Here is a 19,817-nt window from a genome sequence, read left to right on the forward strand (position 1 = left end):
ATCGTAATTAATAATTATTCTCAAGAAACATTTTCACATAAGAGGTCTGGCGGAGATGGAGGGATTCGAACCCTCGCACCAGTTTCCCGGCCTACACCCTTAGCAGGGGCGCCCCTTATAGCCACTTGGGTACATCTCCAAAAGAATGGCTCCGCAAGTAGGATTTGAACCTACGACCTACCGGTTAACAGCCGGTTGCTCTACCGCTGAGCTATTGCGGAACGTTACGTTCTGTTCGGAACACTTTTATATAGTAGCAACTTTTTTTCTTTCCGTCAATGCTTTTTTAAAAAAGTTTTTAGTGACGATAAGTTGTTTAGTTGCTGTCGTTTTGACGACTTCTATAATTTATCATGCTCCGAAATGAACGTCAACTACTTTTGTAAAAAATCTTTCCACGACATCGACCACATCGATATCTTTCCGTATTCATGCGTCTTTTCCTTCTATATAATGTGCTGCATTTCTCACATTCATAAAGATAGGATTTTTTTTCGTCTTCTTGTCTTCTCGGACTGTATCGAAGCCCATCGTAGCGCTCTAACCATTCCTTGAAGTCTTGATCTTGATGACGGTGTCCCATTCCTGCTAGATGTAAATGGTAGTGACACAGTTCATGAATCACGATTCCGCGGAAGACTTTCATGTCATCGATATATCGTTTATTGAAGTCTAAATGATGATCGCCTAAGAAATAGCGACCACCTGTCGTCTTCAGCCGTGGATTAAAATAAGCTTTATGTCGAAACGGTAAGGAAAATACGTCGAGCGACAGTTGCTCGACGTATCGTTGTAATTGTTCATTCGTCATTTCGGCGGAACCAGTGTCAAACCAATCCGTCCCCGCTCTGGTTCAACATTCGTCACCCATACTGTCACGATATCCCCGACAGCGACGACATCAAGTGGATGCTTGACACGTTTACGACTGAGCTTCGAGATATGAATTAAACCATTCTCTTTCACTCCGATATCAACGAACGCACCAAAATCAAGAACATTCCGGACTGTCCCTTGGAACTCCATCCCGACTTGGATCATATCCATCGATAGAACATCTTGGCGGAGCAACGGTTTATCGAGCGCTTCCCGAGGGTCACGACCCGGACGTTGTAACGCTTCGATGATGTCACGTAATGTCGGCTCTCCGATCTCGAGCGTCTGTGCCATCTCCGGTAATGACAATGTAGACAATTGTTCCCGCACCGCATCCGTTCCAACTTGATCCAGCGTTAAGCCTAGTGTCTTAAATAACTTCTCGACTGTTTTGTACTGTTCCGGATGAATCGGCGTCCGGTCGAGCGGATGCGTACCTTCTAGAATTCGCAGGAATCCTGCTGCCTGTTCGTAGGCTTTTGCACCAAGACGAGGAACTTTCAATAATTCCTGGCGTGTCTTAAACGTCCCAAGTTCCGAGCGGCGTTCAACGATTTTTTTCGCTGTCGCCTTCGTGATCCCTGCGACGTAACTCAAAAGCGGTTCTGACGCTGTATTAACATCAACTCCGACTTGGTTGACGACCGTCTCGACGACAAAATCAAGCGTCTCCTTCAGTTTCGTTTGCGAGACATCATGTTGATATTGACCAACTCCAACAGACTGCGGGTCGACTTTGACAAGTTCAGCGAGTGGATCCTGCAAACGACGCGCAATCGAAATCGCGGATCGTTGTTCGACCTGAAGCTCTGGAAACTCCGTCCGGGCAATCTCTGAAGCGGAATAAATACTCGCCCCTGCCTCGTCGACGATTGTAAAGGCGATATCTGTTTGCCCCTTCATCCAGTCCGCAACAAATGCTTCTGTTTCCCGTGAAGCAGTTCCGTTCCCGATCGCAATCAACTCGATTCCATATGTATCAACGAGCTGCGAAAGGGTTTGACGTGCTTCTTTTGCTTTTTGCTCTGACATCGTCACGTAAATGACGCCGACTTCCTTCATTTCACCTGTCGGATCGATGACTGCCCACTTACATCCTGTCCGGTAGGCCGGATCCAGTCCCAACATGACTTTCCCTTTCATCGGTGGTTGCATGTAGAGTTGACGGAGATTCTTACCAAAGACGTCAATCGCTTGGAACTCTGCCTTTTCCGTCAGTTCATTTCGAATTTCTCGTTCGATGGCAGGAAAGACCGATTTTTTATAGCCCGTCGTGATCGCCGCTTCGACGATATCACGTTTCTTTGGCGCCAGTTGTGCGTAGGAACGAAGCAATGTCGGTAAAACCTGTTGTTCCTCTAACACGACTTTCACAGAGACGATTTTCAATGCTTCCGCACGGTTAATCGCAAGAATCCGGTGCGGAACGATCTGTTGAATCCGTTCACTGTAGGCATAATACTGTGCAAAGACACCTTTTTCATCGACTGCATCCTTTTTCTGTTTCGTGACGATTTCTGCTGAACGGCGCATTTGCTTACGAATGAACTCACGCACCGTCGCTTGTTCGCCCCACTCCTCGGCAATGATCGATTGTGCCCCAGTAAGCGCTTCTTCCGGATCCAGCCCATTGCTCAAGCGATGGAATGTCGCTTCATCATAAGCAGACTTGTCGCGGAACCAGTCGGCAAGTGGTGCAAGCCCTGCTTCCCGTGCAATTTCCGCCTTTGTCCGACGTTTTGGTCGAAACGGTAAATAGATATCTTCGACTTGTTGTAACGTCGTCGCTTCCTCGAGCGTTCGACGGAGTTCCGGCGTCAATGCACCTTGCTCCTCGATTTTTTCAAGGACGTCACTCCGTCTACTTTCAAGTTGCGTTAATTGTTTATGTCGATCGAGAATCGCTTTGATCGCGACCTCATCGAGTTCACCTGTCTGTTCTTTCCGGTAGCGGGCGATGAACGGAATCGTACCGCCTTCTTCCGTCAATTGTAAGACTGCCTTCACTTGCGCAGGACGTACATTCAATTCACTTGCGATTCTCTTTTCCATCTGCTTCACCTCTCATTCATTATACCGAAGAACGCATGGAAAAGAAAAAAGACTGACACGAGGTCAGTCTTTTGAGAATACTTCATTTGGTTCGACTTTGATCGCTTCACGTAACTTCTGTAAAGCGCGTCGTTGGAGACGGGAAACGTGCATTTGCGAAATGCCGAGTAGTTCGCCCGTTTCTTTTTGACTCATATTACGGTAGTAGGCACATTCGAGAATCGAACGTTCGCGGTCCGTTAAGACAGCAAATGCCTTTTCAAGAATCAGACGCTGATCGACGGAGTCATAGCCGTTTTCTTGATTCCCGACGAGGTCGAGTAACGTAACAGTACTACCTTCCTGATCTGCCTCAATCGAACTATCAACGGATAACGCTTGATAGCTTTTACCCATCTCAAGTGTTTCGAGGACCTCCTCTTCCGATACTTCAAGACGCGCAGCAATCTCATCGATGCGCGGAGAGCGTTGCAACTCCGTCGTCAACTCCTCGACTGCCTTCTTAATTTTCGGTCCGAGTTCCTTGATGCGACGTGGAACGTGGACGCTCCATGTCTTATCGCGGATGAAACGTTTGATTTCACCGATGATCGTCGGAACAGCAAACGACTCAAAACTGCGACCGAATTCCTTATCGAAGCGACGAAGCGCTGCAAGCAACCCAATCATGCCGACCTGAACAAGATCGTCATGAATCGGTCGACCACGCGAGAACTTTCGGGCCAAAGCTTCTACCAAGTCTGAATAACGCTCGAGTAATGCCGCATGCACTTCCTCATCTTGGTCGTCCTGCTGATACAAATCAATCAGTCGAAGTACTTCATCATCACTGTGATGGCGTTGTTGAGACTTTGCTGGCACTTTGACCCACCTCATCTCTATTCATATATTTTGTCATATGGACAGTGACGCCGTTCGCTTTCTCGATCGTTACTTGATCCATCAATGCTTCGATCATCAAGATACCGAGTCCTCCTTCATGCAAGGAATCGAGATCGTGTGCATCCGTAATCGGTTCACTTTGGCGTTTGACCTCATCTTTATCGAACGTAATGCCGTTATCCTTGACGACAATCTCGAGACGATCATCCGGATAGACGTTACATGTCAAGGCGATGCTACCATCTTCTTTTCCTTCGTACGCATGTTGAACAGCGTTCGCACATGCTTCTGAGACAGCGATCTTGATATCTTCGATGTCATCATACGTGTATCCCATCCGGTTGGCGACACCTGAAACCGTCAGACGGGCAATGGCTACATATTCCGGTTTTGCCGGTAATGTCATGTTTAGTTGTTCGTTCTTCATTGCGTTCCACCTCTTACACCACTATCGATTGTAATGATGCTTGAAAGACCTGTAATTTCGAATAGACGACGGATGCGTTCAGAAACGCCGACGAGCGTGAACGATGTACCGTTCTTTTTCGCCGCTTTGAGTGCTCCGACGAACACGCCGAGACCTGTCGAATCCATGTAGTGTACTTCATCCAAATGGACGACGACATCGTTTGTTTCAACTGCCGGGACTAGTTCTTGGCGAAGCTTTGGTGCTGTATACGTATCAATCTCACCTGCGATATAAAGATGCGTCTGACCGTCAAGCTGCTCTGTTTTAATTGTTAAATCCATCTTCAAGTTCCTCCTCAAGGAAAATCTGTCTATGTGGTCTTGCTATTCATCCTACCTCATCCCTTTATAAAAAGGTCACTTGGGTATGTTTCCCCGTAAAGAAAACTTTAAAACCCATTTTATAAAAAAAGAGGTCAAAAAAAGTCGCATACGCTAGTATCGACTCTTCTTGTGTTGCGCTTCTATGTAAGTGCCTAAAAATCAACCAAGCCTAAGCTGATTGCGACGGCACTATTTACTTTCATCATCGTGTCTGGATCTAGATGTGTGACTTTATCCGTTAGACGGCGTTTATCAATTGTACGGATTTGCTCAAGTAAGATGACCGAATCACGTTCTAATCCGTGTCGCTCTCGATATACTTCCACATGGGTCGGTAGTTTGGCTTTGTCGATCTGTGCCGTGATCGCAGCCACGATGACTGTCGGGCTGAATCGGTTACCAATATCATTTTGTAGAACAAGCACGGGACGAACTCCCCCTTGTTCCGATCCGACCACAGGTGACAAATTTGCATAAAACACGTCGCCACGTTTGACTATCAAAGCTTACACCCCGCTTACTTGACGTAGGAGTGAGAACTCCGCCTCCGTTTCAATCTGGAACATTTCGCCAACGATCGATAAATTGATTGCTGCCATTTCTTCGTAACCACGTTTCAATTCCTCACGTAGCTGACGCTTGCGTTCTTCGGTCGTATGGTTCGACTTCATCCCAATCGTCTCCTTCGCTACATTTCGCTCAACAAACTGCATTTCCCGTTGTTGGACCAAGATAATGGCACCTCCAGATTCACTGAAACCTTAACGAACGACTCACTTTCTACTTCAATATATCAGTCGAATTCAGAAAATACAATCAAAATTCAAACAAATAACATATTTTTGCCATCTTATTGATGTCTTGTACGAATCATTGACGCGGCACGCGCTTCGAGAATTGACAGAGAACTTCATAGTTGATTGTCCCGAGCCAATGGGCTGCTTCCTCGATCGGTGCCCCTTCTCCAATCAGAATGACTTCCGTTCCGATTGGATATTCCCTTGGTAATCGAATCATGAGCCGGTCCATGCAGACTCGACCAACGATTTCACACGGTAGACCGTCCACAATCAATGAGTAGCCTTGGAACTTGCGTGACCAGCCATCCGCGTAACCGATCGGAACAGTACCGATCCATTCATCCGTCGGTGCCGTATAGGTCGCCCCGTAACTGATCGTTTGACCGGGCTCGACTTGTTTGACCTGCATCAGACGACTTTTCAGTGAAAACGCCGGTTTTAAGAACTCGTAATGTCCTGCCATCTCATCCGACGGCATCGCCCCATATAAAGCGATACCGACTCGAACGACGTTAAACGGCGCTTGACCTGCTAGACGAATCGCTGCCGCCGAATTGGCACAGTGGATGTAACGGATATCCGGTACTAGTGCGACATACGATAAAAACGTTTCAAGTTGGCGTTCGAACAATCGGCTGTTCAACTCGTCAGCAGTCGCGAAATGCGTATAGATGCCTTCGAGTTCGACGAGATCATCATCACATTCAGCAAGAATTCGCTTCAACTCATCGACATGTTGCAGTCCGAGTCGTCCCATTCCGGTATCGACCTTGATATGCAGACGAAGATGATCGATTTCTGTCAAATGACGTTTCGCTTCCTGAAGCCAATCGGCTGAAAAGACAGGAACGGCGACATCATAATTCGAAGCGACCGTCGCATGTTCCGGTAGTAAAGCCTCAAGCATCAAGATCGGTGCTTGGATACCCGCTTCTCGCAACTCGATCGCTTCTTCGAGGAGCGCGACAGCGAGTAAGTCAGCTCCGTTCTCAAGAGCGATCTCAGCGACCGTCACTGCCCCATGACCATAGCCGTCCGCCTTGACGACCGCCATCACCTGTTGTTCGCCCATCCGTGTTTTGATTTCGCGTATATTATGTGCGATCGCTTCCCGATCGATTTCAATCCAAGTTGGTCGGTACATCCCATTCCCTCTTCTCTAATAAGACTTGCGCAGATGCATAATGCTCTGAATGTGTGATCGAGACGTGGATGACGCCATCGAATGGTCCACTCATGATCGGTCGCCCTGTCTCATCGTTTAAAATTTCAACGTCTTGCCAGGAAACTTCTTTTCCGACGCCGGTTCCGAATGCTTTGACGAACGCTTCCTTTGCAGCGAAACGTCCAGCGAGGTACTCGATGCGACGGTGTCCTGAGAGCGATTGATAGCGTTCCTGCTCTATCTGCGTTAAGATTCTTCCGGCAAAACGTGGCTGCCGCTCAAGCGTTTGCTCGATTCGATCCAGTTCCACCAAATCGATGCCAATTCCATAAATCATCCGAGACGCCTCCACAGTTCTATTCTTCGCCATCTTCATATAGAATGAAGATGAAGCGAGGTGTTGTCATGTTTAGTCGAACGGAAAACCTACAAACGTTCACACGTTCTTATCCGGTCGTTTCGTTGTTAATTTTAATCCAAGTCGCCCTGTTTGTCATCGAACAGTTAGGTGCACTCCTTAATCTGACGTTCTCTCCTTTAAGTGCAGGCGCAGCAATCAATCTCTTAATTGGACAAGGTGAATGGTGGCGTGTCGTCACGGCCACGTTCTTGCATTATGATTTTTGGCACATTGCGTTCAACACGTTTGCTCTCGTCATCTTCGCTCCACCGCTTGAACGGATGATCGGACATGCTCGATTTGCCGCTTTTTACTTGCTCGTCGGTACGCTCGCGAACATCTTGACGTACTTCACGAAAATCAATGAACCGTTTTACGGTCAAGCTGGAGCATCGGGTGCCATTCTTGGTTTGCTTGGGTTTTATGTCTACTTGAGCCGATTCAAGCGGACAGTCATCCTAGCAGACGATACACGTCTTGTGTATATCTTTACTGCGGTCACGGCAGTCTTTACGTTACTCGGCTCAAATGTCGCTGTATTCGGTCACTTGTACGGTTTCGTCCTCGGATTCCTCTTCGGATTCGTCTTTGGTAATCGTGCCGTTCCATTCACACGTCCGTTCCAAACCGGTCGTCGATCGAGCGGTGGACCTGTCTTCGTAAGCGGTTCTGGTCAACTCGGTCGGATCTTCTTCTATATCATCATCGCGTTTGCCGTACTCGGATTATTCTTCCGCTACTTGTAAAATGGCATAAAAAAAGGACTCCGCTACACGCGCGAGTCCTTTTTTTGCTTATTTGCGAAGTACTTCTGCTAAGTCCTTCACGTCGTCAATCAGGTTATGGATCGTCTCCTGATTGTCCGTATAGAGTGCTTTTAGTTCTTCAAAGCGCCCTTTTGGATCTTGTTTGACAGCAGACAATTGTGTTCCTGCGCCGCTGAATGTCCGTTTCACTGCTGCAAACTGCGCTTGGCGCGTATCTTTATGCAGTAGTGATAAAGTAGCGCCGACAAGTGCGCCACCAAGTGTTGCTACGACAAAATAGTTCTTCTTCATCTGTTAGTCCCCCTGCATCTCACTCATTTGTTGGTGGTACGATTTGATACCGTTTCATGACGGGAGAAGGCGCGAACGACTTCCCTGCCTCTTCAGCATACTGGTCTACCGTAAGACGTTCAACTGATTTTGCATAACGAGCCCCGTCCCCTGTCTCTTGGAACTGAATCAATAAGACAAGATCCGTTCCCTTCTCGACACGTCCAATCCGAAAGGCCTGGAAGCCACCATATTCTGCTCCGATGACTTTCGGATTCGACATCACTTGATGTACGAATAGATCCCCGCTATTTTGATCTGCCGGAATCGACCAGTAGAAGAGACTGCCTTCATCCGAAAAATTGCCACGTGATTCGAGCAACGTGTACGTATTGCCACTTTGAAAAGGCGATTTCGAGTCTGTTTCCATCCAGAGGATGGCATCGCCGCTTCCGCTAGCGACACGAATATGAGCATCACGGGAGCGAATTTGTTCAACGAACGAACCGCTACCAAATGTAATCGAAAGTTTAGATGGCATCACAGGCCTCCGCAAGTTGAAAGTCTTTTTCCGTCAATCCGTTTTCATCATGAGTCGTCGCCGCAAGTGTGACGTTTTTATAGTCGATCACGATCCGTGGATGATGATTCAAGTTTTCAGCGATACTCCCGACTTCCTGTACAAAATCCAGTGCCGCAGGAAACGATGCAAGTGTATAGGTCCGGACGATTTCATCATCCACGACACTCCAATCTTGCAACCGCTCAAGACGCTCTTCCACTTCATACTCATTCAACCTAGCCATCCCTTTCTCCTCCTCTACTATCATTTTCGTCCTATACCTTATACCCCATTCTTTTACTTCTCTATACCTGTTTGTATCCGATTTCTTCCTTTTGCCTTCTGTGTGAGATAGAGTACAATGTGAAAGAGAACACTAATTCAAAATCGGAAAGGGGCTTACGCATATGCGCGCTCTGATTGTCATTGATTACACGATCGATTTCGTTGCTGACGAAGGAAAGCTGACTTGTGGAAAACCAGGACAAGCGATTGAAGAACGGATCGCTACGTTGATGGAGGAATTTTCAACGGAAGATTACGTCGTCATCGCCAACGATATTCACGAAGAAGGCGATACGTTCCACCCAGAAACCGTCCTCTTCCCGCCACACAATATCCGCGGGACACATGGACGTGATCTGTTCGGGAAAGTCGCAGCCATGGCACGGGTCGCCGATCACGTCATCGACAAGACGCGTTATAGTGCGTTCGCCGGGACGGACCTCGATTTACGCTTGCGTGAACGCGGTATCCGCGAAGTCCACCTCGTCGGTGTCTGTACGGACATTTGTGTCCTTCATACAGCTGTCGATGCCTACAATCTCGGGTATCGTATCGTCGTCCATGCCGATGCGGTCGCAAGCTTTAACGCGACTGGTCACGAGTGGGCGCTTACACACTTTAAACAATCGATCGGCGCTGAAGTCGTCGGCGAATAAGAAGGGATCTGTCCGTCATGTTACAACGTAATCTTGCACTCCATACCGATCTGTACTTACCACGGTGGATGTATATCTATTGGAAAGAAGGACGTCATAATGAACGCGCCGTCTTTGATGTTTACTACCGTTCGAATCCGTTCGCAGGAGGCTATGTCGTCTTTGCGGGTCTCGAAAATATCATCGAGTACATTCAAACACTCCGTTTCACGGAAGAAGATATCACGTACTTGCAAGAGATGATCGGCTTCCCGGATGAGTTCAAGGATGAACTGCGTCAGTTCAAGTTCAATGGTTCGATTTCAAGTGTCAAAGAAGGCGAAATCGTCTTCCCGAACGAACCACTGATTCGGATCGAGGCACGCATCTTTGAAGCGAAGCTCTTACAGACCGCGATTTTGAACATCGCGAACCACGAATCGCTCATCGCGACGAAGTACGCACGTATTCGTCAATCAGCTCCTCGTGCGAAGTTCCTCGAAGCTGGTGCCCGTCGCGCGCAAGGCATCGATGCCGCTTACTTCGGTACGCGTGCTTCGTACCTGGCTGGTTTTGACGTCACAAGCCTTGCTTCAGCAGGACGCGACTTCGGCATTCCGTGTGGTGGAACGATGGAACATGCCGACATTCAATTCCACGATGACGAATTGACGGCATTCCGGACATTCGCTTCTCATTATCCGGATCAGGCGACATTACTCGTCGATACGTACGATACGCTCAAGAGTGGTCTTCCGAATGCCATCACGGTTGCGAAGGAACTCCAAGCCAAAGGGCATAAACTGCGTGGCATCCGGATCGATTCTGGCGACTTATCTTACTTGTCAAAACGTGCCCGTAACATGCTTGACGAAGCTGGCTTCCCGGAAGTCGACATCGTCTTGTCAGGGGACCTCGATGAGTACGTCATTCAGGACTTACGCATCCAAGGTGCCCAAGCCAATACATTCCTCGTCGGAACACGTGGTATTACAGCTTACGAACAACCGGCTCTTGGGATGGTCTACAAATTGGTCGCACGTGAAGTAGATGGCGAGCTCGCACCCGTCATTAAAGTATCCTCGTCAAAAGCCAAGACGACGACGCCCCATATCAAGGAAGTCTATCGCATCATCGATCCGGTGACGGATAAGTTCAAAGGCGATTACGTGACGTTGATGGACGAAGATCCGTCAACACTTGAAGCTGTCGATCTCATCGACGTCCGGGACCCATCGTTCCGGAACCGCATCGAACAGTTCAAGGTCGAGCGCTTACTTGAACCGATCTTCAAGGATGGAGAGTTGATCTATACAGTGCCGACGATCGAAGAGAGTCGCCACTTCCACGAAACACAGATTGGTCGTCTGTGGGAAGAGTACAAACGACTGCGCTTGCCAGAGATCTATGCTGTCACATTCAGCGATCGTCTCTGGAAGCTCAAACTCGACATGATTCGGGATACCCGACTGGCAAGTGGGTTAAAATAAGACGCCAAAAAGCGCCGTTCTTCCTCCCTCAGGATGAACGGCGCTTTTTCTCATGTTAATCCTGCTTCGTTTCCGACAGGTGTCATTTCTGTTGGCGCTTGTTCCATCTTCTTACGAAAGTACCATGCGAAGCCAAGTGCACCTCCGATGAAGACGATATACGTGATGCGTTGACCGAATTCAGCTAAGGAATCCGCGTAGAAAATACTGATTAAATGATCACTTCCACTAATGAGTAGCAAACAGGCAATCAGGAGCGCAATGCGATATGCAAGCGTCGGGCGGTCTGTCGGTTCAGCATGCCAATACATGATGATATGGTGGGCAAGTAGAACGATACCCAGGATTCCTAATATTCCAATGAGTACTTGCGGCATAATGAACGATCCTCCTGTTTAGTAGTATCTAGTCTTATTTAAACATAGTTCATACGGATTTCGTCAGGAAAAGTTTCCCGTCCCACATTCCTCACGGTATACTGTAGGAAAATCGTAAGCGATCAAGGGAGGGCATTTTTTTCATGAAAACCTTTAAGTTATGCACTTTACGCATTTTAATGGACGAGTCAGGACGTGATACGACGATTCCCGTCGCCATTCAGGACGGATTGACGGTCAGTACCGAACAGACGGCACAGTGGGTTGCAGAAATCGTCGTTCCTCCAACGGATCAGCCGATCGTCGATGAATTGTTCACAAAACATTTACGTGCTTTGATTGAAATCACGATCTCACGACCTGATAATGACCCTGCCGCGATGATCGTCACGCCCCTTGAACGGACTGTCTTAAGCGAAAACGTCTCGTATGTCTTCACGGGTAAGATGGTCATGATGAAGAATGATTTATCTGAATCGATCTTACGCGAAGTCGTCGAAGATGGATTCGCTGGCGAAGAACTCGTTCAAGAATATAAGGATCGTCGTTCGAAACGTGGCGCCCATATCACAAGCATCGCTAAAGAAACATTCAAGCAATATTTGACAGAGCATCCGAACGCACCCGTTTCTTAAGGTTTTTCGACCTCATCCGTGATGTGGTCCGCTACGTTGATTCGGTCAATCGTATAGTGATCTGTATGATGGATATAATTCGCACACGCGTTTTTCAAAGGTGTCCGGTAACTGAACGTCGCATCAATCGATGATAAGGCTGCCTTGATCGTATGCGAGTGACAGACGATTAGAATTCGTTTCCCTTCATACATGCGTGTCGCTTCCTGTAACGCATCGAACACGCGATCCTGGATGGCTTGTTCCGTTTCAAGACCCGGCACAAGTGTCGTATCGTTCGCTTGAACAGCCTCGTAAATCGCTGCGACTGGTTCACCGGAAGCGGCTCCGAATTCGCGTTCGACAAGTCGCTCGTCTGTCGCTGTAATCGTTAAGCCAACAGCACGACCGATGATTTCCGCCGTCTCAACGGCACGCGACAAGGGACTTGCTACTAAGACATCCCACTTTTCATTCGATAGATAAGCGGCGCTGAGTTCCGCTTGTCTTCTTCCTGTTGCATTCAACGGGATATCTTCTCTTCCTTGAATCCGTTCGTTTAAGTTCCAATCCGTCTGACCATGCCGCACTAAACAAATTTCAGTCATGTCTCTGTCTCCCTCATTTAAGAAATATGACTGATTGTATCATGTTTTCCATTCGGAAGTTGTCGAGGTGGCAACAGTAGTACCTGACAGGTGAAATGTTCAATTCGTTCAAGCAATCGTTCGATCTTTAACGGATTTTCCGTCTGAGCGAAACTAGCAAGTGAGTGCGTACCATTCGGAAAGGAAAACAAACGAACATCGGCTCCGACATCCGCTCCCTTCTCAACGAAATGCAAGGCTTGAGAAAACGGAACAATCGGATCTTTTTTACCGTGCAAGAGCATGATTGGCGGAGCATCCGACGATAAATGTGTGACGGGTGAGACGTGCGTCATCAGCTTGCGCCATTCTTCTCGTCCCCCCTTGTAGAACTTAATATGGGCAATCCAAGTCTGAATGAAATTAAACAGCAAAAAGTTCGTCGGTGGATATAAAGCGATCACACCACTGATCAATGGCATGTGCCGCTCATCGCGCTCACCAACGAAAGCAGATGGGGCAAGTGCCGTCGTCAGCATGAGTGCGGCTCCGGCTGAATCTCCCCATACCATCATCCGTCCTCTTAGAATGCGAAGACCCTCTGCTTCCTTATTCAAAAAACATAACGCATCCCGTACATCTTCGAGGTTATCCGGAAAATAACTGCCCTCTTCGAACAAACGATACTCAATACTACAGACGGCAACTCCGAGTTCAAGTAGTCGATCAACGATTGGACTAAAGCAGAACATGTCATCGCGCTCTCCACGAACGAATGCACCACCGTGTGCATAGATGGCAACTGGAAACGGTCCTTCTCCTGGTGGATAATAGAGATCGAGTTGTAAGATGCGGTCTCCCACCTGTTTGTAGGTGAGCGTCCGCGGTGCAAGTTGTTTTTCTGTGAGTGGCAAGGCGGGTTCGGTCCATCGAAGTAGTGCACCATAATTGTTCCAGATACTCGCTCCCGCTGCTGCCGTCGTCAATAATGCAGCTCCCCCCATTAGCCATGCAGTTTCACGTTTCACTTGATCACCTCCAAAAAGACGTGCCAGTTTCTTCACTTTATTATCCTTTTACCCCGTTTTAAAAGATGTCGAACGTCTCGGTATTCCTACTTGACGCTTCACCAGCGTTCCGCTATAGTGAGAAAGTCCAAATCGGAATTGTTACGTTTTAATAATGGAGGTATCATATAATGAAAAAAATTATTCCTGCTTTAACAATCGCCTTCGCGAGTGCAAGTGTCCTCGCCGCTTGCGGTTCGAATACCGATTCATCGACTTCAGATAAAACCCAGACAGAAGTCTATGCATCGACGTTCGCAACAGCTGCTATTGCCCGCGAAATCGGTGGTGATCAAGTCGACGTCAAGATGATCGTCCCACCTGGAGCAGATCCTCACTCTTACGAGCCGACGTCAAAACAACTCACTGAAATTGCTAAGGGTGACTTGTTCCTCTTAACGGGCACGACGCTCGAGCCGTATTCGAAAAAAATCCAAGAGAGCTTAAAAGGCACGGACGTCCGCTTCATTGAGACGAGTAAAGACGTCAACTTGCTAGAATCGGATGCTACGCTTCATGCACATGAAGAAGAGGGGCATACAGAAGACGAACATGCTCACGAAGAAGAAGGGCACGATGATCACGCAACGGACGAACATGCGCATGAAGAAGAGGGTCATGACCACGGAAAATACGATCCACACGTCTGGCTCGACCCTGTCAACGCAAAAGCAATGGCACACTCGATTACAACTGCTTTATCAAAAGAAGTACCAAAAGACAAAGCAACATTCGAGAAAAACTTAAAAGCGTTCGATCAGCAAGCTGATGAATTGGACGAACAATTTAAACAAGCCGTCGCTGATGGATCAAAAAAAGAACTTCTCGTTACGCATGCCGCTTATGGTTACCTCGCAGAACGATATGGTTTCACACAACTGCCGATCGCGGGAATTTCTCCTTCCGATGAACCGTCACAAAAGCAACTGGCCACTTTAGTGAAAGAAGCACGGATGCATGATTTGAAATACGTCGCGTTCGAAGAGACGGTCTCACCGAAGGTCGCACGTGTCATCCAAAAAGAAATCGGAGCTGAATCCGTGACGATTCATAATCTAGAGTCGGTCACGAAAGCGCAACAAAACAGCTCGTACTTCAAGTTGATGGAAGAAAACGTCCAAACATTAAAACAAGCACTTCAGTAAAGTACAGTTGACACGCGTTACTCAATGCGGTACGGTAAGAAACGTGTTTTACAACAATTGAATGACTTCTTTTTATCGCGAGAAACGGAGGGACTGGCCCAATGATGTTTCGGCAGCGGACGATTTGATTCGTACTGTGCCAAATCCAGCAAGCGAAAGCTTGAGAGATAAGAAGAGCGTCTTTTTTCATAAAGACCTCCTTCTTTCTTGCGAAGGGGTCTTTTTTTGTACCTTTGAGAAACGAGGTGTCAACAATGAATGAAACGATCACGCCTAACAAATGGGCACTGCTTCCCCTCGTCGTATTCCTGGTCCTCTTCATCGGAGCCGGGATCTTCTATGACGACTTTTACAAATTTCCGATCCTTATCGCCGCATTGATTGCTTTAATCTTTGCTGCAATCACAACGAAAGGATCCATCAATCAAACGGTCGAACGAATCGCAACCGGTGCCGGAAATCCCGATATCATGATCATGGTCTTCATCTTCTTATTAGCCGGTACGTTTTCTGGAACGGCAGAAGCAATCGGTGCCATCGATGCGACCGTCAATGCTGCTTTGACGTTCCTACCTCCGTCACTCCTGATGAGCGGTCTGTTCGTCATCGCTGCCTTCATCTCGATGGCGATGGGGACATCTACCGGAACGATTGCCGCGCTCGCGCCGATCGCTTTCGGTATTCATGAAGCAACAGGCATCAACGTCGCGATCGCAGCAGCATCAGTCGTTGGGGGTTCGATGTTCGGCGATAACTTGTCGTTCATCTCAGATACGACGATCGCTGCCGTTCGAACGCAAAAAACGAACATGCGTGATAAGTTCCGAACGAACTTCATGATCGTTCTCCCGGCTGCCATCTTGACGGTCATCTTACTCGCATTCGTTTCTGGTTCTGGCGATGCGGTAACGGCTAAAGCATTCGAGTTCTACAAATTGATTCCATATCTCGCCGTCATCGTCCTTGCACTATTTGGTGTTAATGTCATCCTCGTTCTCGTCGGTGGTACATTGCTCACTGGCATCATCGGTATGATTGACAATAGCTTCGGTTTAAGTGGGTTCGTCCTTTCGATGTCAAAAGGAATGATGGGCATGGCAGAGATTTCAATCTTGACGCTCCTCATGGGTGGTCTCGTCAGTTTGATTACGTTCAACGGTGGAATTGCTTACTTGAAAGAGACGCTGACGCGCAAGATTTCACAGCGTCGCGGTGCCGAATTCAGTATGGCGGCACTCGTTAGTGCGACGAACCTCGCAACGGCGAACAATACGATCTCGATTCTTGTCGCTGGACCACTGGCAGCTGAAATCGCCGATACGTATGAAATCGATCGCAAGAAATCAGCGAGTATCCTTGATATCTTCTCTTGTGGTATTCAAGGCATCATTCCGTATGGGGCACAACTATTGATTGCAGCAGAATTGACGAAGACGGCTTCTCCTGAACTGATTCCGTATCTGTTCTATCCGTTCCTCCTCTTCGTTTGTGGATCAATCGCCATCTTCTTCGGATTGCCACGCATGAAGAAGACAGCTGCGAAGCAAGAAAAAATTTCTTCCTAATCATAAAAACAGGTCCGATCGCTATGATCAGACCTGTTTTGTTATTTTTTCTGCTTTGCTTGTCTTTCTAAGATCAAATAGGCGATTGCCGGAAGTGGAAACTGAAGGAGTCCAGCACCTCCCCACACCCATGGATTACGTCCTGACTTTCGTGCACTGAAAAACAGACTCACTGCTTGTGTGACCAGCAAGGCACCAATACTAAGCCAAGCTCCCTTTGATAGCTTTTTATTCTTTTGAGCCATCTGTTATCCTCCTTTTTCGGACAGGCATTCAGATTTTATTACGCTTCTATTTTATATCATATCCTATTTCTCCATGAGCATAGAAACGGACGTCTTCGTTCGTTCATGCTAAACTAAACGAGCAAATCTAAACTACGTTTTATGAGGAGGAGTAACACATGCAATACGCAAAACTTTCAAACGGTATTACGATTCCCCAAATCGGATTCGGTGTCTGGCAAGTAGATGAAGAGACAGAAGCACCTGCTGCTGTCGCTGAAGCACTACGTGTCGGCTATCGTCACATCGATACAGCTGCTGTCTACAAAAACGAGCGCGGTGTCGCAAAAGGAATCAAGGAAAGCGGCGTGAAACGTGAGGATCTCTTCTTAACGTCAAAAGTCTGGAACGATGATATTCGTGCCGGTCGGACGAAGGAAGCATTCGCAGAATCGCTCGAACGTCTCGAAACAGATTATCTTGACCTCTATCTCATCCACTGGCCGGTCGAAGGCTATATCGAAGCGTGGAAAGCAATGGTTGAATTGTACGAAGAAGGCAAGATCAAAGCGATCGGTGTCTCGAACTTCAAGGAACATCACCTCGATACATTGGCAGAAGAGGGATTGATGGCTCCAATGATCAACCAAGTCGAATTGCATCCACAATTGCCGCAACACGAACTACACGAATACTTGCAAGATCACAATATCCAAGTCGAAGCATGGAGCCCACTCATGCAAGGGAAATTCCTCGAAATCAATGATTTCAAGGAAATCGCAGAGAAGCACGGCAAGACACCTTCACAAGTCGTCTTACGTTGGCACCTCGACAACGGCATCGTCGCTCTTCCGAAATCCGTCACTCCAGCACGCATTGCGGAAAACTTCGACGTCTTTGATTTCCAACTCGATGCTGATGATCTTGAGAAAATTGATCGTATCGCAACGGATGTCCGCCTCGGACCAGATCCGGACGAAATCGATTTTTAATCTAAAGGTTATCGTAAAAAAAGAACGGCTTCCATGTGAAGACGTCTTGCTTCATCTGAACGACGAGAGACCCGTTTCCAGTCTACGACTTGGAAGCGAGTCTCTTTTTTTATGCTTGAAGCTGTTCAGACATAATAAATTAAAATCGTATCTTCCGCTTCTTCTGCTTTTTGAAAATAGGCACGTAAATCAGCAAACTGTTCCCAGATATCCTCGAATTCGCCCGGTGTTCCAGCTTCATCATGAATCGAAGCGAGTGCCCGTTGATCGAAATTCCGCATCACCTCAGCCGATATGATGAGGAGTGGCAAGGGAAGAATACCGACAATCGCCGCTTTTTCTTCGTTGACGATCAACTCTTCGCCAACGATCGCTCGTCCCAGGTTGTAATGTGTGTCTTGATCAATGTAGATATCGATTTGATTCATCAAATGATAGATGGCGTTCGTCTGTTCGAGAGCGAATAATTGTTCATGATCGGGTTGTGTCTCATGAATGAATAAAATCCAGTCCATGATGATGTGGGGATCGTTTCCGAACGACTCCCAGACCGCATCCGTGACGCGGACGAAATGTACGTTTTCCATTCTCCCCCTCCCTTCTGTACTCTGTATTCCCTTTTTAAATTCGTTCTATACAAAAAAAGAGCCAGATTTCTCTGACTCCCTTTCCTTAGATCGCTTTTTCATCTTCTTTTGATTCCTGCCATGCTTCAAGCGTATCTTTCCCCGGCAAGTTCGGAATCGAGTCCGCATAGAATCGCGGCTCTTTCCCTGCTTTTCGTTGTGTCATGTAATCATCTAGGGCAAGCTTCGCTATCTTTGCAAGACGGAAAATCGCATACAGATTGACGATCGCCATGAGTCCCATGAAGATGTCCGCTAACGCCCACACGAGACTAGCCGACTCGACAAGTGAACCGAAGACGATCATGACGAGGACGAGTACGCGGTATGCCATCATGACTTGTTTATTTTCACGGATGAAGTTGATGTTCGATTCACCGTAGTAGTAGTTTCCGACGACGGAACTAAACGCAAATAGGAAGATGGCGAGTGCCATGAATCCTGTCGCAAATGATCCAACTTGTGATGCAAGTGCGCCCTGTGCTAAATCAATACCAGCTAAGGCATCTCCATTCGCATCTTTTGTCGGAACTCCACTGACGAGAACGATCATCGCTGTCGCCGAGCAGACCATCAATGTATCGACGAAGACCGCGAATGATTGAATCAAGCCTTGTTTGACCGGGTGAGAGACTTCCGCTGTTGCCGCTGCGTTAGGTGCTGAACCCATACCGGCTTCGTTCGAGAACAAACCGCGACGAATACCATTCAGAACGGCCGCCCCGATTGCTCCCCCTGCTAATGTCTTAAACTCGAATAATCCTTCTTGGAAAATCAATTTAAAGACACTTGGTAATACTTCAAGATTCGTCACCATGATATAGAGGGCGATTAAGATATAACCACCTGCCATGATCGGAACCATGAATGAAGCGACTGTCGCAATACTGCGGACACCACCAAAAATGATCAGTGCCGTCAAGACGACCAATCCGACCGTAATCCATATCTTATCCACGCCATATTGACTTTGTAGAGAAAGCGAGATCGTATTCGATTGGACAGAGTTGAAGACAAAGCCAAATGAGATCGTGATCAGAACACTAAAGACGATTCCTAACCACCGTTGTCCAAGTGCTTTTTCCATGTAATATGCTGGACCACCACGCCATTCTTTTCCGTCACGTACCTTGTAAATCTGAGCAAGCGTACTTTCGACGAATGCTGACGCCGATCCAATCAAGGCAATTAACCACATCCAAAAGACTGCTCCCGGACCGCCGAGTGCGATTGCAGCCGCTACACCCGCGATGTTTCCGGTACCGACACGTGCTGCCGTACTGATCGCGAATGCTTGAAACGGGGAGACACCGTCTTTTCCATCATCTGTCCCTTGGAACAATAAGCGAATCATCTCCGGAATCATCCGGAATTGAACGAATCGCATCCGAAATGTAAAATAAATGCCTAACACGACGAGTAACGTGATCAATACATTTGTCCATAACAAATCACTGACTCTATTCACTAACGTCATTAATTCCTTTTCCATCAAATCTCCTCACTTCCATCCATCTTTTCTCTCTATTTGTATGTAAGTTTTTTTCACATGTGATTTATCATACGCAATTTTTTTTGAAAAATCAAACTCATCTATACCTTAGGACGCAAAAAAAGTGTCAAACCTCACATCAGATGTCAGGT

25 protein-coding genes, 2 tRNA genes and 1 riboswitch are annotated in these 19,817 nt (G+C 47.4%); of the genes, 7 read left to right on the top strand and 20 right to left on the bottom strand.

The window, feature by feature from the left end; all coding sequences use genetic code 11:
• Positions 1 to 47: 47 nt before the first annotated feature.
• The 11 genes from ASF99_RS14035 to acpS form a co-directional block, all read right to left on the bottom strand.
• Positions 48 to 139, bottom strand: a tRNA-Ser gene (locus ASF99_RS14035).
• A 7-nt stretch (positions 140 to 146) separates the two neighbouring features.
• A tRNA-Asn gene (locus tag ASF99_RS14040) sits at positions 147 to 221 on the bottom strand.
• Positions 222 to 370: 149 nt separating this feature from the next.
• Positions 371 to 811: a SprT family protein gene (locus ASF99_RS14045; RefSeq protein WP_023469618.1), complete on the bottom strand. Its 441-nt coding sequence runs from the start codon at positions 809 to 811 to the stop codon at positions 371 to 373.
• Complete coding sequence (locus ASF99_RS14050; RefSeq protein ID WP_055969544.1) at positions 808 to 2,928, bottom strand: Tex family protein; 2,121 nt, start codon at positions 2,926 to 2,928, stop codon at positions 808 to 810. The genes ASF99_RS14045 and ASF99_RS14050 overlap by 4 nt, the downstream gene beginning before the upstream one ends.
• A 63-nt stretch (positions 2,929 to 2,991) precedes the next feature.
• A complete protein-coding gene (sigB, locus tag ASF99_RS14055; RefSeq protein WP_023469620.1) occupies positions 2,992 to 3,789 on the bottom strand; it encodes an RNA polymerase sigma factor SigB in 798 nt (265 codons plus the stop codon).
• Positions 3,755 to 4,237 (bottom strand): anti-sigma B factor RsbW, encoded by a 483-nt coding sequence (gene rsbW, locus ASF99_RS14060; protein ID WP_023469621.1) that lies wholly within the window; start codon positions 4,235 to 4,237, stop codon positions 3,755 to 3,757. Before rsbW ends, sigB begins: the two co-directional genes overlap by 35 nt.
• Positions 4,234 to 4,560, bottom strand: a complete 327-nt coding sequence (locus ASF99_RS14065) for an STAS domain-containing protein (protein WP_023469622.1) — start codon at positions 4,558 to 4,560, stop codon at positions 4,234 to 4,236. Before ASF99_RS14065 ends, rsbW begins: the two co-directional genes overlap by 4 nt.
• Before the next feature lie 194 nt (positions 4,561 to 4,754).
• Positions 4,755 to 5,105, bottom strand: coding sequence for a type II toxin-antitoxin system PemK/MazF family toxin (locus ASF99_RS14070; RefSeq protein ID WP_023469623.1), 351 nt, complete (start codon positions 5,103 to 5,105; stop codon positions 4,755 to 4,757).
• A 3-nt stretch (positions 5,106 to 5,108) separates the two neighbouring features.
• Entirely contained in the window at positions 5,109 to 5,333 is a 225-nt protein-coding gene (locus ASF99_RS14075; protein WP_023469624.1) for a hypothetical protein, read from the bottom strand.
• A gap of 139 nt (positions 5,334 to 5,472) precedes the next feature.
• The gene (gene alr, locus ASF99_RS14080; protein WP_023469625.1) at positions 5,473 to 6,546 is read right to left on the bottom strand and encodes an alanine racemase; all 1,074 of its coding nucleotides are present in this window, start codon (positions 6,544 to 6,546) and stop codon (positions 5,473 to 5,475) included.
• The gene (gene acpS, locus ASF99_RS14085) at positions 6,524 to 6,904 is read right to left on the bottom strand and encodes a holo-ACP synthase (protein ID WP_055969547.1); all 381 of its coding nucleotides are present in this window, start codon (positions 6,902 to 6,904) and stop codon (positions 6,524 to 6,526) included. The genes alr and acpS overlap by 23 nt, the downstream gene beginning before the upstream one ends.
• A gap of 68 nt (positions 6,905 to 6,972) precedes the next feature.
• Between acpS and ASF99_RS14090 the strand changes: the two genes are divergently transcribed.
• A complete protein-coding gene (locus ASF99_RS14090) occupies positions 6,973 to 7,713 on the top strand; it encodes a rhomboid family intramembrane serine protease (RefSeq protein ID WP_055969550.1) in 741 nt (246 codons plus the stop codon).
• A 48-nt stretch (positions 7,714 to 7,761) separates the two neighbouring features.
• Here the strand turns inward: ASF99_RS14090 and ASF99_RS14095 are convergent, their stop codons facing one another.
• Genes ASF99_RS14095 through ASF99_RS14105 form a run of 3 tightly spaced genes read right to left on the bottom strand, consistent with a single transcriptional unit; the run spans position 7,762 to position 8,810 of the window.
• On the bottom strand, positions 7,762 to 8,025 hold the full coding sequence (locus ASF99_RS14095; RefSeq protein ID WP_023469628.1) for a hypothetical protein: 264 nt from the start codon (positions 8,023 to 8,025) through the stop codon (positions 7,762 to 7,764).
• Positions 8,026 to 8,044: 19 nt separating this feature from the next.
• Entirely contained in the window at positions 8,045 to 8,545 is a 501-nt protein-coding gene (locus ASF99_RS14100) for a hypothetical protein (RefSeq protein WP_050678479.1), read from the bottom strand.
• The gene (locus ASF99_RS14105) at positions 8,535 to 8,810 is read right to left on the bottom strand and encodes a 4a-hydroxytetrahydrobiopterin dehydratase (RefSeq protein ID WP_023469630.1); all 276 of its coding nucleotides are present in this window, start codon (positions 8,808 to 8,810) and stop codon (positions 8,535 to 8,537) included. The genes ASF99_RS14100 and ASF99_RS14105 overlap by 11 nt, the downstream gene beginning before the upstream one ends.
• 163 nt (positions 8,811 to 8,973) lie before the next feature.
• On the opposite strand from ASF99_RS14105, the gene ASF99_RS14110 reads away from it, so the two are divergent.
• Together ASF99_RS14110 and ASF99_RS14115 are read left to right on the top strand one after the other, a co-directional pair.
• Positions 8,974 to 9,507, top strand: coding sequence for a cysteine hydrolase family protein (locus tag ASF99_RS14110; RefSeq protein WP_050678478.1), 534 nt, complete (start codon positions 8,974 to 8,976; stop codon positions 9,505 to 9,507).
• Between the two features lie 17 nt (positions 9,508 to 9,524).
• Positions 9,525 to 10,976, top strand: coding sequence for a nicotinate phosphoribosyltransferase (locus tag ASF99_RS14115; protein ID WP_055969553.1), 1,452 nt, complete (start codon positions 9,525 to 9,527; stop codon positions 10,974 to 10,976).
• 50 nt (positions 10,977 to 11,026) lie between these two features.
• Here the strand turns inward: ASF99_RS14115 and ASF99_RS14120 are convergent, their stop codons facing one another.
• On the bottom strand, positions 11,027 to 11,353 hold the full coding sequence (locus ASF99_RS14120; RefSeq protein WP_029342848.1) for a hypothetical protein: 327 nt from the start codon (positions 11,351 to 11,353) through the stop codon (positions 11,027 to 11,029).
• Positions 11,354 to 11,496: 143 nt separating this feature from the next.
• On the opposite strand from ASF99_RS14120, the gene ASF99_RS14125 reads away from it, so the two are divergent.
• Entirely contained in the window at positions 11,497 to 11,988 is a 492-nt protein-coding gene (locus ASF99_RS14125) for a YwpF family protein (protein WP_050678476.1), read from the top strand.
• Here the strand turns inward: ASF99_RS14125 and ASF99_RS14130 are convergent.
• Together ASF99_RS14130 and ASF99_RS14135 are read right to left on the bottom strand one after the other, a co-directional pair.
• The gene (locus ASF99_RS14130) at positions 11,985 to 12,575 is read right to left on the bottom strand and encodes a histidine phosphatase family protein (RefSeq protein ID WP_050678475.1); all 591 of its coding nucleotides are present in this window, start codon (positions 12,573 to 12,575) and stop codon (positions 11,985 to 11,987) included. The genes ASF99_RS14125 and ASF99_RS14130 overlap by 4 nt on opposite strands.
• A gap of 17 nt (positions 12,576 to 12,592) precedes the next feature.
• Positions 12,593 to 13,582 (bottom strand): alpha/beta hydrolase, encoded by a 990-nt coding sequence (locus tag ASF99_RS14135; RefSeq protein WP_055969800.1) that lies wholly within the window; start codon positions 13,580 to 13,582, stop codon positions 12,593 to 12,595.
• Between the two features lie 170 nt (positions 13,583 to 13,752).
• Here ASF99_RS14135 and ASF99_RS14140 point away from each other — a divergent pair, with 170 nt between their 5' ends.
• Together ASF99_RS14140 and ASF99_RS14145 are read left to right on the top strand one after the other, a co-directional pair.
• Positions 13,753 to 14,766 carry a metal ABC transporter solute-binding protein, Zn/Mn family gene (locus ASF99_RS14140; protein WP_055969556.1) on the top strand — a complete coding sequence of 338 codons (1,014 nt, stop codon included), beginning with the start codon at positions 13,753 to 13,755 and terminating at the stop codon, positions 14,764 to 14,766.
• Between the two features lie 69 nt (positions 14,767 to 14,835).
• A riboswitch (SAM riboswitch) is annotated at positions 14,836 to 14,940 on the top strand.
• A gap of 80 nt (positions 14,941 to 15,020) precedes the next feature.
• Positions 15,021 to 16,331, top strand: a complete 1,311-nt coding sequence (locus ASF99_RS14145) for a Na+/H+ antiporter NhaC family protein (RefSeq protein WP_055969558.1) — start codon at positions 15,021 to 15,023, stop codon at positions 16,329 to 16,331.
• A 41-nt stretch (positions 16,332 to 16,372) separates the two neighbouring features.
• On the opposite strand, the gene ASF99_RS14150 is transcribed toward ASF99_RS14145, so the two are convergent.
• Positions 16,373 to 16,576, bottom strand: a complete 204-nt coding sequence (locus ASF99_RS14150) for a hypothetical protein (RefSeq protein ID WP_035395656.1) — start codon at positions 16,574 to 16,576, stop codon at positions 16,373 to 16,375.
• Positions 16,577 to 16,734: 158 nt separating this feature from the next.
• On the opposite strand from ASF99_RS14150, the gene ASF99_RS14155 reads away from it, so the two are divergent.
• A complete protein-coding gene (locus ASF99_RS14155) occupies positions 16,735 to 17,547 on the top strand; it encodes an aldo/keto reductase (RefSeq protein WP_023469640.1) in 813 nt (270 codons plus the stop codon).
• Positions 17,548 to 17,672: 125 nt separating this feature from the next.
• Here the strand turns inward: ASF99_RS14155 and ASF99_RS14160 are convergent, their stop codons facing one another.
• Positions 17,673 to 18,134 carry a hypothetical protein gene (locus ASF99_RS14160; RefSeq protein ID WP_029342856.1) on the bottom strand — a complete coding sequence of 154 codons (462 nt, stop codon included), beginning with the start codon at positions 18,132 to 18,134 and terminating at the stop codon, positions 17,673 to 17,675.
• 85 nt (positions 18,135 to 18,219) lie between these two features.
• The gene (locus ASF99_RS14165) at positions 18,220 to 19,665 is read right to left on the bottom strand and encodes an alanine/glycine:cation symporter family protein (RefSeq protein WP_055969563.1); all 1,446 of its coding nucleotides are present in this window, start codon (positions 19,663 to 19,665) and stop codon (positions 18,220 to 18,222) included.
• Positions 19,666 to 19,817: the final 152 nt, after the last annotated feature.

Source organism: Exiguobacterium sp. Leaf187, from assembly GCF_001423925.1.
GTDB classification, from domain to species: domain Bacteria; phylum Bacillota; class Bacilli; order Exiguobacteriales; family Exiguobacteriaceae; genus Exiguobacterium_A; species Exiguobacterium_A indicum.

Bases quoted from the DNA above. Each gene is read 5' to 3' on its own strand.
- ASF99_RS14045 (WP_023469618.1), bottom strand. From the start codon at position 811: ATGACGAATGAACAATTACAACGATACGTCGAGCAACTGTCGCTCGAC.
- ASF99_RS14050 (WP_055969544.1), bottom strand. From the start codon at position 2,928: ATGGAAAAGAGAATCGCAAGTGAATTGAATGTACGTCCTGCGCAAGTG.
- rsbW (WP_023469621.1), bottom strand. From the start codon at position 4,237: ATGAAGAACGAACAACTAAACATGACATTACCGGCAAAACCGGAATAT.
- ASF99_RS14065 (WP_023469622.1), bottom strand. From the start codon at position 4,560: ATGGATTTAACAATTAAAACAGAGCAGCTTGACGGTCAGACGCATCTT.
- alr (WP_023469625.1), bottom strand. From the start codon at position 6,546: ATGTACCGACCAACTTGGATTGAAATCGATCGGGAAGCGATCGCACAT.
- acpS (WP_055969547.1), bottom strand. From the start codon at position 6,904: ATGATTTATGGAATTGGCATCGATTTGGTGGAACTGGATCGAATCGAG.
- ASF99_RS14090 (WP_055969550.1), top strand. From the start codon at position 6,973: ATGTTTAGTCGAACGGAAAACCTACAAACGTTCACACGTTCTTATCCG.
- ASF99_RS14095 (WP_023469628.1), bottom strand. From the start codon at position 8,025: ATGAAGAAGAACTATTTTGTCGTAGCAACACTTGGTGGCGCACTTGTC.
- ASF99_RS14100 (WP_050678479.1), bottom strand. From the start codon at position 8,545: ATGCCATCTAAACTTTCGATTACATTTGGTAGCGGTTCGTTCGTTGAA.
- ASF99_RS14105 (WP_023469630.1), bottom strand. From the start codon at position 8,810: ATGGCTAGGTTGAATGAGTATGAAGTGGAAGAGCGTCTTGAGCGGTTG.
- ASF99_RS14110 (WP_050678478.1), top strand. From the start codon at position 8,974: ATGCGCGCTCTGATTGTCATTGATTACACGATCGATTTCGTTGCTGAC.
- ASF99_RS14115 (WP_055969553.1), top strand. From the start codon at position 9,525: ATGTTACAACGTAATCTTGCACTCCATACCGATCTGTACTTACCACGG.
- ASF99_RS14120 (WP_029342848.1), bottom strand. From the start codon at position 11,353: ATGCCGCAAGTACTCATTGGAATATTAGGAATCCTGGGTATCGTTCTA.
- ASF99_RS14125 (WP_050678476.1), top strand. From the start codon at position 11,497: ATGAAAACCTTTAAGTTATGCACTTTACGCATTTTAATGGACGAGTCA.
- ASF99_RS14130 (WP_050678475.1), bottom strand. From the start codon at position 12,575: ATGACTGAAATTTGTTTAGTGCGGCATGGTCAGACGGATTGGAACTTA.
- ASF99_RS14140 (WP_055969556.1), top strand. From the start codon at position 13,753: ATGAAAAAAATTATTCCTGCTTTAACAATCGCCTTCGCGAGTGCAAGT.
- ASF99_RS14145 (WP_055969558.1), top strand. From the start codon at position 15,021: ATGAATGAAACGATCACGCCTAACAAATGGGCACTGCTTCCCCTCGTC.
- ASF99_RS14150 (WP_035395656.1), bottom strand. From the start codon at position 16,576: ATGGCTCAAAAGAATAAAAAGCTATCAAAGGGAGCTTGGCTTAGTATT.
- ASF99_RS14155 (WP_023469640.1), top strand. From the start codon at position 16,735: ATGCAATACGCAAAACTTTCAAACGGTATTACGATTCCCCAAATCGGA.
- ASF99_RS14160 (WP_029342856.1), bottom strand. From the start codon at position 18,134: ATGGAAAACGTACATTTCGTCCGCGTCACGGATGCGGTCTGGGAGTCG.
- ASF99_RS14165 (WP_055969563.1), bottom strand. From the start codon at position 19,665: ATGGAAAAGGAATTAATGACGTTAGTGAATAGAGTCAGTGATTTGTTA.